At 69.9% G+C, this 12,893-nt stretch carries 13 protein-coding genes; 12 read left to right on the top strand and 1 reads right to left on the bottom strand.

The window, feature by feature from the left end:
- Positions 1 to 206 precede the first annotated feature (206 nt).
- The 6 genes from ACGFNK_RS07885 to ACGFNK_RS07860 all read left to right on the top strand — a co-directional run bounded on the left by ACGFNK_RS07885 (position 207) and on the right by ACGFNK_RS07860 (position 5,635).
- On the top strand, positions 207 to 542 hold the full coding sequence (locus tag ACGFNK_RS07885; RefSeq protein ID WP_119101612.1) for a hypothetical protein: 336 nt from the start codon (positions 207 to 209) through the stop codon (positions 540 to 542).
- A gap of 303 nt (positions 543 to 845) precedes the next feature.
- Positions 846 to 3,458, top strand: a complete 2,613-nt coding sequence (gene clpB, locus ACGFNK_RS07880) for an ATP-dependent chaperone ClpB (RefSeq protein WP_393412993.1) — start codon at positions 846 to 848, stop codon at positions 3,456 to 3,458.
- A 230-nt stretch (positions 3,459 to 3,688) separates the two neighbouring features.
- The gene (locus ACGFNK_RS07875) at positions 3,689 to 4,225 is read left to right on the top strand and encodes a YbjN domain-containing protein (RefSeq protein ID WP_386342559.1); all 537 of its coding nucleotides are present in this window, start codon (positions 3,689 to 3,691) and stop codon (positions 4,223 to 4,225) included.
- Positions 4,226 to 4,358: 133 nt separating this feature from the next.
- Positions 4,359 to 4,529 carry a hypothetical protein gene (locus tag ACGFNK_RS07870; protein ID WP_393412991.1) on the top strand — a complete coding sequence of 57 codons (171 nt, stop codon included), beginning with the start codon at positions 4,359 to 4,361 and terminating at the stop codon, positions 4,527 to 4,529.
- Between the two features lie 21 nt (positions 4,530 to 4,550).
- Positions 4,551 to 5,069, top strand: coding sequence for a hypothetical protein (locus ACGFNK_RS07865; protein ID WP_393412989.1), 519 nt, complete (start codon positions 4,551 to 4,553; stop codon positions 5,067 to 5,069).
- 257 nt (positions 5,070 to 5,326) lie between these two features.
- Positions 5,327 to 5,635 (top strand): hypothetical protein, encoded by a 309-nt coding sequence (locus tag ACGFNK_RS07860; protein ID WP_393412987.1) that lies wholly within the window; start codon positions 5,327 to 5,329, stop codon positions 5,633 to 5,635.
- Positions 5,636 to 5,873: 238 nt separating this feature from the next.
- On the opposite strand, the gene ACGFNK_RS07855 is transcribed toward ACGFNK_RS07860, so the two are convergent.
- A complete protein-coding gene (locus tag ACGFNK_RS07855) occupies positions 5,874 to 7,088 on the bottom strand; it encodes a pyridoxal phosphate-dependent aminotransferase (RefSeq protein WP_393412985.1) in 1,215 nt (404 codons plus the stop codon).
- A gap of 183 nt (positions 7,089 to 7,271) precedes the next feature.
- On the opposite strand from ACGFNK_RS07855, the gene ACGFNK_RS07850 reads away from it, so the two are divergent.
- From ACGFNK_RS07850 to pyrE, 6 genes are all read left to right on the top strand, one after another.
- Positions 7,272 to 7,511 (top strand): hypothetical protein, encoded by a 240-nt coding sequence (locus ACGFNK_RS07850; RefSeq protein ID WP_393412983.1) that lies wholly within the window; start codon positions 7,272 to 7,274, stop codon positions 7,509 to 7,511.
- Between the two features lie 412 nt (positions 7,512 to 7,923).
- Positions 7,924 to 8,442 carry a DUF2617 family protein gene (locus ACGFNK_RS07845; protein WP_386342566.1) on the top strand — a complete coding sequence of 173 codons (519 nt, stop codon included), beginning with the start codon at positions 7,924 to 7,926 and terminating at the stop codon, positions 8,440 to 8,442.
- Positions 8,443 to 8,516: 74 nt separating this feature from the next.
- Positions 8,517 to 10,121 carry a polyamine aminopropyltransferase gene (locus ACGFNK_RS07840; RefSeq protein WP_393412980.1) on the top strand — a complete coding sequence of 535 codons (1,605 nt, stop codon included), beginning with the start codon at positions 8,517 to 8,519 and terminating at the stop codon, positions 10,119 to 10,121.
- Between the two features lie 57 nt (positions 10,122 to 10,178).
- Positions 10,179 to 11,126, top strand: a complete 948-nt coding sequence (locus ACGFNK_RS07835; RefSeq protein ID WP_393412978.1) for an SRPBCC domain-containing protein — start codon at positions 10,179 to 10,181, stop codon at positions 11,124 to 11,126.
- Between the two features lie 303 nt (positions 11,127 to 11,429).
- A complete protein-coding gene (locus ACGFNK_RS07830; protein WP_393412976.1) occupies positions 11,430 to 12,218 on the top strand; it encodes an aldose 1-epimerase in 789 nt (262 codons plus the stop codon).
- A gap of 46 nt (positions 12,219 to 12,264) precedes the next feature.
- Complete coding sequence (pyrE, locus tag ACGFNK_RS07825) at positions 12,265 to 12,813, top strand: orotate phosphoribosyltransferase (protein ID WP_344390988.1); 549 nt, start codon at positions 12,265 to 12,267, stop codon at positions 12,811 to 12,813.
- The last annotated feature ends 80 nt before the right edge of the window (positions 12,814 to 12,893 follow it).

Here is a 12,893-nt window from a genome sequence, read left to right as displayed (position 1 = left end):
CTCGACGGTACGAAGGTTGATGCTAGGGCAGGCGACAGTTCCTGGAGCGTGAATGCCGCGCCTGCCGCCGATCCCGGTGACAGTAGCTGGGTCAGTCCGGCGCCTGCCGCCGATCCCGGCGACAGTAGCTGGGTCAGTCCGGCGTCCACCGGCGGCGACGATGGCAGCTCCTGGTCCGGAGACGACAGTTCGTGGGCCGCCGAGTCATGACCACCCCACCCGACGACCGCTCCTTCCGCCGGGAAATGGCCACGGCCTACCGCTCCGGCTGGCACTTCATCGACCTGGTCACCGCCATCCCCCACAGTGGTGACTCACTGATGGTGACCGTCTTCGGAGAGCCGGTCGTCGTCACCCGGGACGAGGACGACGACGTGCGGGCGTACCGGTGTCTACGGCGCCCGCGAGGAGCGCCGCAGCCCGTGCGGTGTGCCATCCGGTACGGAATGATCTTTGTGAACCTCGACCAGCGCGACCACCGGCTGGTCGAGCCGGAAGCCCCGGACGTACGAACCATCTCAGCCACCCCCCGCAGTGCCTGACGCGATTCCCCCGTCGTAGTAAATCGCTCAGGTGCTTCCCCCCGCAGCGGCGTCACCGTGACCTGAACACGGTGACGCCGCTGTCGTTTGCGCGGAATCTCCTGGTATGGACCTGTTCTGGGCCCTGTGAAGCGCGGCTGGTTTCCGTCGTTTTTCCGTCGCCGCGCGCACCGGCCTTCTTGACCGGCCCCCCGTACCGCCTTGAGTGGAATAGACTCAACTTTGTGTACGTTGCTGAAGTCAGCGTTGAGTGACGACTGAACGACGGCCGACGACGGCTGACGCAAGGAGGAGACAGCGGACGTGGACGCCGAGCTGACCAACAGGAGCCGGGACGCGATCAACGCGGCCAGCAATCGGGCCGTGTCCGAGGGGCACCCGGATCTCACCCCCGCGCACCTGCTGCTCGCACTGCTCGAGGGGCAGGAGAACGAGAACATCACCGACCTGCTGGCCGCGACAGAGGCGGACCAGGCGGCCGTACGGACCGGCGCCGAGCGCGTACTGAGCGCGCTCCCCAGTGTGACCGGCTCGACCGTCGCGCCGCCGCAGCCCAACCGCGAGCTGCTCGCCGTCATCGCCGATGCCACGGAGCGGGCCAAGGAGCTGGGCGACGAGTACCTCTCCACGGAGCACCTGCTCATCGGCATCGCCGCGAAGGGCGGCCAGACGGGCGACGTACTCTCCCAGCAGGGCGCCAGTGCGAAGAAGCTGCTGGAGGCCTTCCAGAAAGCGAGGGGAGGGCGCCGCGTGACCACACCGGATCCCGAGGGCCAGTACAAGGCACTCGAGAAGTTCGGCACCGACTTCACGGCCGCCGCGCGTGAGGGGAAGCTCGACCCGGTCATCGGGCGGGACCAGGAGATCCGGCGCGTCGTACAGGTGCTGTCCCGGCGTACGAAGAACAACCCCGTCCTCATCGGCGAACCCGGCGTCGGCAAGACCGCGGTCGTCGAAGGGCTGGCCCAGCGCATCGTCAAGGGCGATGTGCCCGAGTCCCTGAAGGACAAGCGGCTCGTCGCGCTGGATCTGGGTGCGATGGTGGCGGGCGCCAAGTACCGCGGTGAGTTCGAGGAGCGGCTGAAGACCGTACTCGCGGAGATCAAGGACTCCGACGGGCAGATCATCACGTTCATCGACGAGCTGCACACCGTCGTGGGCGCGGGCGCCGGCGGAGACTCCGCCATGGACGCGGGCAACATGCTCAAGCCCATGCTCGCACGCGGTGAGCTGCGCATGGTCGGTGCCACGACCCTCGACGAGTACCGCGAGCGCATCGAGAAGGACGCGGCGCTGGAGCGGCGCTTCCAGCAGGTGCTGGTCGCCGAGCCGACCGTCGAGGACTCGATCGCGATCCTGCGCGGGCTCAAGGGGCGGTACGAGGCCCATCACAAGGTGGTGATCGCGGACAGCGCGCTGGTCGCCGCCGCCACGCTCTCCGACCGGTACATCACCTCCCGCTTCCTGCCCGACAAGGCGATCGACCTCGTCGACGAGGCCGCCTCCCGGCTGCGTATGGAGATCGACTCGTCTCCCGTCGAGATCGACGAACTCCAGCGCACCGTCGACCGGTTGCGGATGGAGGAGCTCGCCCTCAGCAAGGAGACCGACCCCGCCTCCCGTGAGCGCCTGGAGAAGCTGCGCCGCGATCTCGCCGACAAGGAGGAGGAGCTGCGCGGCCTCACCGCCCGCTGGGAGAAGGAGAAGCAGTCCCTCAACCGGGTCGGTGAACTGAAGGAGAAGCTCGACGAACTGCGCGGGCAGGCCGAACGCGCCCAGCGCGACGGCGACTTCGACACCGCCTCCAAGCTGCTGTACGGCGAGATCCCCGCCGTGGAAAGGGACTTGGAGGCCGCCTCCGAGGAAGAGGAGGAGGCGTCGAAGTCGGGGTCCAAGTCCGACACGATGGTGAAGGAGGAGGTCGGCGCGGACGACATCGCGGACGTCGTCGCCGCGTGGACCGGTATCCCCTCCGGGCGGCTCCTGGAGGGCGAGACGCAGAAACTGCTGCGCATGGAGGAGGAGTTGGGGCGCCGCCTGATCGGCCAGACCGAGGCCGTACGGGCCGTCTCGGATGCCGTACGCCGCACGCGTGCGGGTATCTCGGACCCCGACCGTCCCACCGGATCCTTCCTCTTCCTCGGCCCGACGGGTGTCGGCAAGACCGAACTGGCCAAGGCGCTCGCGGACTTCCTCTTCGACGACGAGCGGGCGATGGTCCGTATCGACATGTCGGAGTACAGCGAGAAGCACAGCGTGGCGCGGCTGGTCGGCGCCCCGCCCGGCTATGTCGGCTATGAGGAGGGCGGCCAGCTGACGGAGGCGGTGCGCCGCCGCCCGTACAGCGTGGTGCTGCTGGACGAGGTCGAGAAGGCGCATTCGGAGGTCTTCGACATCTTGCTCCAGGTGCTGGACGACGGACGCCTCACGGACGGACAGGGCCGCACGGTCGACTTCCGCAACGCGATCCTGATCCTCACCTCGAACCTGGGCAGCCAGTTCCTGGTCGACCCGACCATCACCGAGGCGGAGAAGAAGGAACAGGTCCTTGAGGTGGTCCGCGCCTCCTTCAAGCCGGAGTTCCTGAACCGCCTCGACGACCTGGTCGTCTTCTCGGCCCTGACGAAGCCCGAACTGGAACGCATCGCCAGGCTCCAGATCGACCGCCTCACCAAGCGCCTCGCCGAACGCCGCCTCACCCTCGAGGTCACCGACGAGGCCCTGACCTGGCTGGCAGACGAGGGCATGGACCCGGCCTACGGCGCCCGCCCCCTCCGCCGCCTGGTCCAGACCGCGATCGGCGACCGCCTGGCCAAGGAGATCCTCGCGGGCGAGGTGAAGGACGGCGACACGGTACGGGTGGACTCCTTCGGCGACGGGTTGATCGTGGGGCCGGCTACGGGCAAGACGCTGTAATTCCTGTAATTCCAGTTGTCATTTCGGCTGTGATTTTCAGCTGTGGTTCCGAGGGCCAGGGGGCGCGCGCACGCATCTCCCCCTGGCCATCGCGCCGCTCATTCGGCCACATTCGGAGGCCCTTCGCCTGGGGCGGTTGCCGGTCACGGGGCAAGAGAGAGAGGGTGGGCTGTGTACGTCTGGTCTCAGCTATGGCCGGACGAGCCAGACGAGCACAGGAGTGTCCAAGTATGTCCATCGACCCGTCCTCGATTCCGAACTTCGGGGGCCAGCCCGAGCCAGAGCCGCAGAGCGGCGGACCGGCGGGCCCCGTCGTCCCGGATCAGGACCTCGTGAAGCAGCTCCTGGACCAGATGGAGCTGAAGTACGTCGTCGACGACGAGGGTGACCTCGCGGCGCCGTGGGAGCAGTTCCGTACGTACTTCATGTTCCGTGGCGAGGGGGACCAGCAGGTCTTCTCGGTTCGGACGTTCTACGACCGGCCGCACAAGATCGACGAGAAGCCCCAGCTCCTCGAGTCGATCGACGACTGGAACCGGCGCACGCTGTGGCCCAAGGTCTACAGCCACACGCACGACGACGGCACCGTCCGCCTCATCGGCGAGGCGCAGATGCTGATCGGTACCGGTGTCAGCCTGGAGCACTTTGTGTCCTCGACGGTCAGCTGGGTGCGGGCCGCCATCGAGTTCGACAAGTGGCTTGTCGAGCAGCTCGGCCTCGAGCAGGAGGTCAACGACGCCGAGAAGCCCGAGGACGACGAGGAGTAGCCTCCGCGTTTCGGCAGGGGCCTCGGCCCCGTATGCGAACGAGAGCCCGGTCAGGGGCGCGACCAGCACGGTCGCCCCCGGCCGGGCTTTTCGCTGTCCTCTTGACCTCGCGGAGGACGGGTGTACTTGCACGGTGCTGCTGATAGCGCACCGGCTCTCCACCGTCACATCCGCCGACCAGCTGATCCTCTGCGACGGCGGCCGGGTACACGACCACGGTCCGCACCCGGAGCTCCTGGAGCGGAACGATCTCTACCGCGAGCTCGCCGCGACTCAACTGGCAGGGTTGCCCTATCAGTTCTGACCACGCTGAAGGACTCACCCCATGAGCGACACATCCCCCATCGCCACGCCCATCGAGGACACGCTCTTCGGCGAGATCACCGTCCGCCAGGACGGCCAGGACCGCCTGGAGGTCGAAGGCGAGGGGATTCCTCGCGTGACCCTGGAGCGCGATCTCGAGTCGGAGGTGGACCCGCAGACCGCCATCGGCAGCCGTGACCCGGCCCACCTCACCATGACGATCGACGGCGCGGAGGTCGCCCTCAAGCCGGCCAAGGGCGGTCTGACCAGGCGTTCGTACCGGGTAGACGTGGAGTACGACGGGGCGAGGTACCGCCTGGTCCCTGACTCCGTTCCCAGCAGTCGGCTGACCCGCGATGGCACGCACATAGGGGACTTCATCTCCAACGGTGACGAGATGGTCATCGCCGAGTGGAAGGAGGACGCGGAGGTCCGGCCGACGGACGCCTCGGTCGGATATGCCCTGGCCTCTGCCTTCGGCACGGGTGGTCAGCCCATGTGGATGATGATTGCCGATGGAGTGAGCGCCGCGCTTCCCTAGGCCCGTACACGAAGAAAGCACCGCCGGTGAGCGGGCCGCTGTTCGTGTCCCGTGAGGGCGGGGGCCAGGAGGGGCAGCAGGTCCTGATCACGGGAGCCGCCGGAGGCGTGGGCACCTTCGCCGTCCAGCTCGCCCCGGGCGCGTCATCGGCAAGCTCGCGCTCGCCCTGCCCGCCCCGTGACCTGAGTATCCCGGACGCAGCGACTGAGTAGGTTGCCCGGTATCCCCGGATCCCGGGCGGCTGGTGCACTGTCGTCATGACCACGGACACCACACGCCCGCGCCCCCTCCGGAAAGCCACCGCCACGGTCACCGCCACCGGTTCGGCCCTCTCGGTGGCGCTGGTCCCGCTGGTGGTCGGGGCCTTGGTGGCGCGGACGGTCGGAGGCGACCCGATGGCGTCGGTCAACGCCCTGATCGCGGGCGGCGGGCAGCGGGCCAGGCTGTCCCGGAGCCAGTTGCGCAGCTGCCGCGGCCGGGCGCTCGCGGCGGCGCGGGTGGCGTGGGGTCGGTCGGCCCGGTGGCCGAGCAGGAGGACCGGCGGGGAAACCTCCATCGGGTCATGAGCACCGTCCACCAGGTGCCGGGGGGCCCGTTCGCCAGGGGGGCAGTGAACCCGAGCCGTCGGCGAACCAACCAGGACGGGAGCAGCCACAGCTCCCCGTGAATCCAGTCGCCCCACCCGGTCGTGCAACCCCGCGTCAACAGTCGTGCCCGTCCATCCATCGCGCCACTGGGTGCGCGGCGGCTCGGAGCAACCGTGTTCGTGTGGCCGGCACCCTTTGCGGGTACGCCTGCCGGCTGTTATGCGGTCGGCGTCTTGAGCCGGGAGGCCGCCTCTTCCAGCACCGTCGTCCGCTTGCAGAAGGCGAATCGTACGAAGGGTGCGCCCTGCTCGCGGTGGTCGTAGAAGACGGCGTTGGGGATCGCCACCACCCCGCAGCGCTCCGGCAGCGCGCGGCAGAAGGCGAAGCCGTCGCTCTCGCCGAGGGGCCGGATGTCGGTGGTGATGAAGTACGTGCCGGCCGGGCGGAAGACCTTGAAGCCCGCCTGCTCCAGGCCGCCCGCGAGCAGGTCCCGCTTGGCGCGCATGTCCGCACGGAACTCCTCGAAGTACGCTTCGGGCAGGCGCAGGGCCTCCGCCACGGCGTACTGGAAGGGCCCGGAGGCGACGTACGTCAGGAACTGCTTGGCCGAGCGCACGGCCGTGACCAGCGCGGGTGATGCCGTCACCCAGCCGACCTTCCACCCGGTGAAGGAAAAGCTCTTCCCGGCCGACCCGATGGTGACCGTGCGGTCGCGCATGCCCGGCAGTGCCGCGAGCGGGATGTGTTCGGCCTCGTCGAAGACCAGGTGTTCGTAGACCTCGTCGGTGACCACGAGGAGGTCGCGTTCGACGGCGAGTGCCGCGATCGCGGTCAGTTCCTCGCGGGTGAGGACCGTACCCGTGGGGTTGTGCGGGGTGTTGATCAACAGGAGACGCGTGCGGTCGGTGACCGCGTCGCGCAACTCGTCCAGGTCCAGCCGAAAGCTGTGTCCATCAGCGGCTCCGCCGTGGGCCTCGTGCGGGCGCAGTGTCACGGGGACGCGGGTGCCGCCCGCCATCGCGATGCAGGCCGCGTACGAGTCGTAGTACGGCTCGAGGGCGATCACCTCGTCGCCGGGCTCCAGCAGGGCGAGCAGCGCGGCCGCGATCGCCTCCGTCGCGCCCGCCGTGACGAGGACCTCGGTGTCGGGGTCGTACGTGAGCCCGTACCGGCGCTCCTGATGCGCGGTGATCGCCGTGCGCAGCTCGGGGATGCCGGGGCCCGGTGGGTACTGGTTGCCGCGGCCGTCGCGCAGCGCCCGTACGGCCGCCTCGCGGACCTCTTCGGGGCCGTCGGTGTCGGGAAAGCCCTGGCCGAGGTTGATGGAGCCGGTGCTCACGGCCAGGGCGGACATCTCGGCGAAGATCGTCGTCCCGAACTCGGCGAGACGGCGGTTGAGGAGCGGGCGCGCGGTGGAGGTCATGGCGGCCATCCTGCGCGCAACCTCTGGAGTTGCTCAACTCTGCTTTGGGCTTCGGCGGCCGGGGGCATCCCCCTCTCACGCAAGAAGGAAGCCGGAAAGAAGCAAGCGGGAACAGCAAGGAAGCAGACGGAAACACAAGCGAGAAGCAACCCACGGGGGGTCGCTTCGGGGGAACGAAAGGAGGGTGACGCCATGAACATCGGCATCATCCTGGCGGTTATCGCAGCAGTGGTCGTCATCGGTGTTGTGAGCGTCGCGAAGAGCGACAGCAGGAGGTCGCGCTCGCGCAGCCGCTCCAGGAGCGGCGGCAGCTGGTGGACCTCCGGCGGGGGCGGCTACCACGGGGGCAGTTCGTGCAGCGGCGGCTCGTCCTGCGGAGGCGGGTCGTCCTGCGGGGGCGGCGGGGGAGGATGCGGCGGCGGAGGCAGCTGACACGGGGCAGCTGGTCCGCGGGGGAACCGCATCCGGGCCGTCCGGCACCATGAGGCGTCCGCCGAGATATGACAACTCTCCGCGAGAGTGTCATATCTCGGCGGACGCCTCGCTGTAGGGATATCTGCAGGGCATCTGCCGCCGGATGCTTGCCAGTTGGGGCGCTCACGGCGCACTCGGGAGCCGGGGGCGCACTACCCGGTTGAACTGGTGAGCTGGGGAGCCCTCGGATGGATGGAAACCGCACGAACACGGGTAAAACTGCTTTGGCAGAAGCGCTTTTCATGATTCCCTGCTAATCCGACGCAGCCCCCGACACATCCTTCTGAGCAGGCAGACCGGGCGATTTCCCGGCGCCGGCCCGGGGTGCGACGGACCCACTCACCCTTTTGCGTGCCAGCGGAGCCGACCCATGCTCACGAACCTCAACACCGCCTACACCGACACGCGCGCGGCCGATCTCGCCTGGGCCCTGGGACGCGAGCCGCTCCCCGCGCTCGCGACCCTCGACCTCGAACTGTCCGGCGCGAAGCTCCAGTTGAGACTGCTCGGCGCGTCCCACCAGGTACTCCTGGAAGAGCGAAACGGCACCTGCTCGGAGACCGTCGCCTGCATCCCCGGCAGCAGCACACCCCTGCCGCTGGGCGTAGCCAAGCGCGTAGGCGAGTGGGAGTACGAGTTCGCGGCCCGAGTCGAAACGTTGTCACAGGGCTCCTTCGCAGGCCGCGCCCAGGAACTCCTGGCCCTGGTCTCCGATCACCCCCACGGCCTGGCAGGAGTCTTCCCCGGCAACCCCCACGCCTTCACAGCCCTACTGGCCCAGCACCACGAGGGCCAGGTCCACTGGCGAACCTGGCACGCATATCCCCAGGACGGCCAACTGGTAGCGACGCGAACGAGAGTCGGGGTACGGGTGGCGGCTCCGGCATGAGTATGCGCACTCCCCTCAAATTCCACACTTGTGAGTGACCCAGCCCGCCGGAGGCGTGACGTACTGTGACCGGGGTGATCGACCCGCACGCCCCGGCCCCGCCCGGCGCGCCGCCCCTGGAGGGCGGTCCAGGCGAACGGCCACGGCTGCCCGTCAGGGCAGCCACAGGCCGGTTCCTGGTCCTGGCAGGCGTCTTCGTCTGCGCGGCCTGCGGACTCGTATACGAACTGGAACTCGTCGCCCTCGCCTCGTACTTGATCGGCGACTCCGTCACCCAGGCCTCCGTCGTGCTGTCCGTGATGGTCTTCGCGATGGGCCTCGGCTCACTCATAGCCAAACGCCTGCGCTCCCATGCCGCGGCCGGCTTCGGCGCGATCGAGGCGCTGCTCGCGCTCGTCGGCGGATGCAGCGCGATGGCCCTGTACGCCGCCTTCGCCTGGGCCGGCCACTGGGGCGGGTTGTGGGAGGGCGGCTCCCGTCATCTGCTCGTCGTCTTCTCGCTGGTGATCGGACTCCTCATCGGCGCCGAAGTGCCCCTGCTGATGGAGCTGATCCAGCGGATCAGGCGGCAGGACGCGGGCGGCGCGGTCGCGGACCTGTTCGCCGCGGACTACGTGGGCGCGCTGGTCGGAGGACTCGCCTTCCCCTTCCTGCTCCTGCCCCTGCTCGGCCAGTTGACCGGCGCACTGATCACCGGAACCGTCAACGCGATCGCGGGCTGCGCTCTCGTACTCGGCCTGTTCCGGCAGGACCTGACCCGCCGCGGGCGCCGGTTGCTCGTCGTCGCCAACCTCGTCGTCCTGGGGCTGCTCGCCTCCGCCGCCGTCCACGTCGACGACTTCGAACGGGCCGCGCGGCAGGCGGTGTACGGCCACGGCGTACGGGTGTCGATGCAGACGGACGTACAGGAGATCGTCCTCACCGGCGGCGCCGACGGGCGTCCGCTCAGCCTGTTCCTCGACGGGCGGCTGCGGGTCAGCGGTCGTGACGAGCGGCGCTATCACGAGGCGTTGGTGCATCCGGTGATGCACAACGGCCCGCACGCGCGCGTGCTCGTCCTCGGCGGCGGGGACGGGCTCGCCGTACGCGAAGTACTGCGCCACAGGGGCGTACGGCAGGTCGATGTGGCCGAACTCGACGCGGGCATCGTGCAGTTGGCGCGCACCGACCCGGCGCTGTCCGCGCTGAACAAGGACGCGTTCGGGGATCCGCGGGTGCGCGTCGTCAACACCGACGCGTTCGTGTGGCTGCGCGAGACCCGGGACACGTACGACGTCGTGATCTCGGATCTGCCGGATCCTGGGATCACGGCCAGTACGAAGCTGTACTCGCAGGAGTTCTACGGGCTCGCGCGGCGGGTGCTCGCCGAGCGCGGACGGCTCGTCGTGCACGCGGGGCCTGTCGCGTCCCGGCCGCGCGTGTTCTGGACGGTCGACGCGACACTGCGGGCGGCGGGGCTGCGGACCGTGCCGTACCTGGTGGGCGGTCGCGACTCCGGCTTCGCGGCAGGGCCCGACCGTACGAGGGGCCCGGCGGGGGCGCCGCGCGACTGGGGCTTCGTCCTCGCGTCCCGTACGGCACCCGTGCTGTCCCTCCCCGGGACGGCGGGGGCGGCGGAACGCACCAGGCTGTCGGGCCTGCCCGCGTCGACGCTGGTGCATCCGCGGTACGCCGGCTGAACCGAATGCGCTGATACGTGGGTGCGGAACGGGCCACGCTGGGTAGGCTCGGCCGACATGGAGCATGAGGTGTTCGTTCCGGTTCCAGTCGAACGTCTCCGGGAGGCGCTCGCCGATCCCGCGCGGGTGGCCCGGGCGGTGCCCGGGCTCCAGCAGGACGCGGGGACGGAGCCCGTCTCCGGGCGCCTGAAGGTACGCGTCGGCAGTCACAGCATCACCTATCGCGGGACGCTCCGGGTCGCCGGACAGGACGACGGTTCGTACGCCGTCGAAGGCGACGGCACCGAGGCCCGCGGGAGCGGCTCGGTGAAACTCGCGCTCACGCTGTCGCTCCGCTCGGCCGAGGGGGGCTCGGTGCTCGCCTTTGGGGGGACGGCTTCGGGGGACGGGCGGCTTACGGAGCTGCCTTCGGACGCGGTGGCGTCGGCGGGGGCGCGGTTGCTGAACCGGTTCGCGGAGAACCTGGCGCAGGCGTCCGGGGGTTCAGCGGGGGCTTCTGGTGGAGCTGAGGCTTCTGGTGGTGCTGAGACTTCTGGTGAGGCCACGCCAACTGGTGGGCCTGAGGCTTCTGTTGAGTCGGACGCTCCCGGTGAGGCGGAGGGGGGGTCCGCGTCTGGCGCGCCCGACGCGGCGGCCGAGCCGGCCGCCGGCTCCGACTCGCCGATCGCGCCGCCCGAAGGGGCCCAGGAGGACGAGGCAGCGGCTGCCGAGGAAGCCTCTGTCTTCGAGACAGACGTTCCGCCGCCCTCGCTCGCCCCGTTCGCCGAGGACGACTTCGAGGAGGAGGACGAGGAGCCCCCGGCCGAGGCCGCGCATGCACGACGGACGATGATCGGGCGGAGTGCGGAGGAGGTCGATCACGCGCCCCCGCGTGGTCGGTACGCACCGGTGCCGGCGCCTGAGGCCGTGTCCGGCAGCGCGGCGCTGCGCTGGGCCGCGCCGGCTGCCGCGCTTGTGGTGGCCTCGGCCATAGTCTTGGGCCGCGTGCTTCGCCGGCGACGCTAGCGGCTCCGCGGGGCTCGCTGGGTACTCGGTTCACCCGGCGCGGGTGCGGGCGTTCCCCGGCGGGGGCTTCTTTCCCCAGCCCCGCCCCTTCCCGAAACTGGGAGCTGCGCCCCCAGGCCCCCGTAAGGGGGTGGGGGTGACAGGTCGTTTCTCGGCCGCGGGTCCGTTGTGGCTTGTCGCGCCCGCGCGGCGGAGCCGCAAATTGATACAGCCCGGCGCCCCCTACGGGGCGCAGTCACCCGGCACGGCTGCGGGCGGCCCCTTGCCCGCGCTCGCAGATCGTCCGACCAGTAGGGTCATGTCGTGCATAACGAAGACATCACGCTGACCGCGGGTGACGCGGAGGTGACCGTGCGGCCGGGGAACGGCGGGCGGGTCGGTGGGCTGCGGGTCGGCGGGCTTGAACTGCTGCGCCAGGGCGCGAAGTTCGGCAGCTTTCCGATGGTGCCCTGGTGTGGGCGCCTGAGGGACGGGCGGTTCCTCAACGGGGCCACTGTGCATCAACTGCCTCTCAACTCCCCGCCGCACGCCATCCACGGGACTACCCGCGACGCGGCCTGGCGGTCGGCTCGTACGAGCGCGAACGAGGCCGTCATCACGTACGACCTCGTCGAACCCTGGCCTTACGCGGGACGCGTCACGCAGGTCTTCTCGCTGGGCGAGGACGCGCTGACGCTGACCATGGCCGTGGAGACGTACGACGACTCCTTTCCGGCGCAGATCGGGTGGCACCCGTGGTTCAACCGGAAGCTGGGCGGTGACGACGTACGTATCGACTTCTCGGCCGCCTGGCAGGAGGAGCGTGGCGACGACCATCTGCCCACGGGGCGGCGGCTCGACCCGAAGCCGGGGCCGTGGGACGACTGCTTCGGGATGCCGGGTGGCGTCGACGTCACCCTGACCTGGCCGGGGCAGCTGGAGCTGAAGGTGGCCAGCCGCGAGGAGTGGGTCGTCGTGTACGACGAGCAGGAGGCGGCCGTGTGCGTGGAGCCGCAGACGGGTCCGCCCAACGGGCTCAACACCCTGCCCCGCCTGGTCACGCCGATCGAGCCCCTGGAAGCCACGACCACGTGGTCCTGGCGGCGGCTCTGAGCCAGGGCATCTGGACCCGGTGGCGGGCGGCTCTAAGCTGGCGGGCATGACGGACGTACGCGGCGCGCTGCTGCAGCAGATCAAGGACAAGGCCGTGGTGCACGGCAGGGTGACCCTCTCCTCGGGTCTGGAGGCCGACTACTACGTCGACCTGCGACGCGTCACCCTCGACGGGGAGGCCGCCCCGCTGGTGGGTCAGGTGCTGCTCGACCTCACCGACGGCCTCGAGTTCGACGCCGTGGGCGGGCTGACCATGGGTGCCGACCCGGTCGCGGCCGCGATGCTGCACGCCGCCGCCGCGCGCGGCAGGCGGCTGGACGCCTTCGTCGTACGGAAGGCGGCCAAGGCGCACGGTCTTCAGCGGCGGGTGGAGGGGCCGGACATCAAGGGCCGCCGGGTGCTGGTCGTCGAGGACACCTCCACCACCGGCGGCTCCCCGCTGACCGCCGTCGAGGCGGTGCGGGAGGCCGGGGCCGAGGTGGTCGCCGTCGCGACGATCGTCGACCGGGCCACCGGCGCCGCCGAGAAGATCCAGGAGGGTGCCGGGGTGCCGTATCTCTTCGCGTACTCGAAGGACGAACTGGGCCTGGACTGAACTGAGAGGCGCCCACGGGGAGTTGTCCACAGGTTCCCGAGGCCCGTGACAGGAGTTGTCCACAGGCTGGGGCGGCGTGG

The organism is Streptomyces sp. NPDC048825 (assembly GCF_043198355.1).
GTDB classification, from domain to species: domain Bacteria; phylum Actinomycetota; class Actinomycetes; order Streptomycetales; family Streptomycetaceae; genus Streptomyces; species Streptomyces xiangluensis.
The sequence above is the reverse complement of the archived record's forward strand: the minus strand, read 5'-3'. Positions and strand labels throughout refer to the sequence as shown.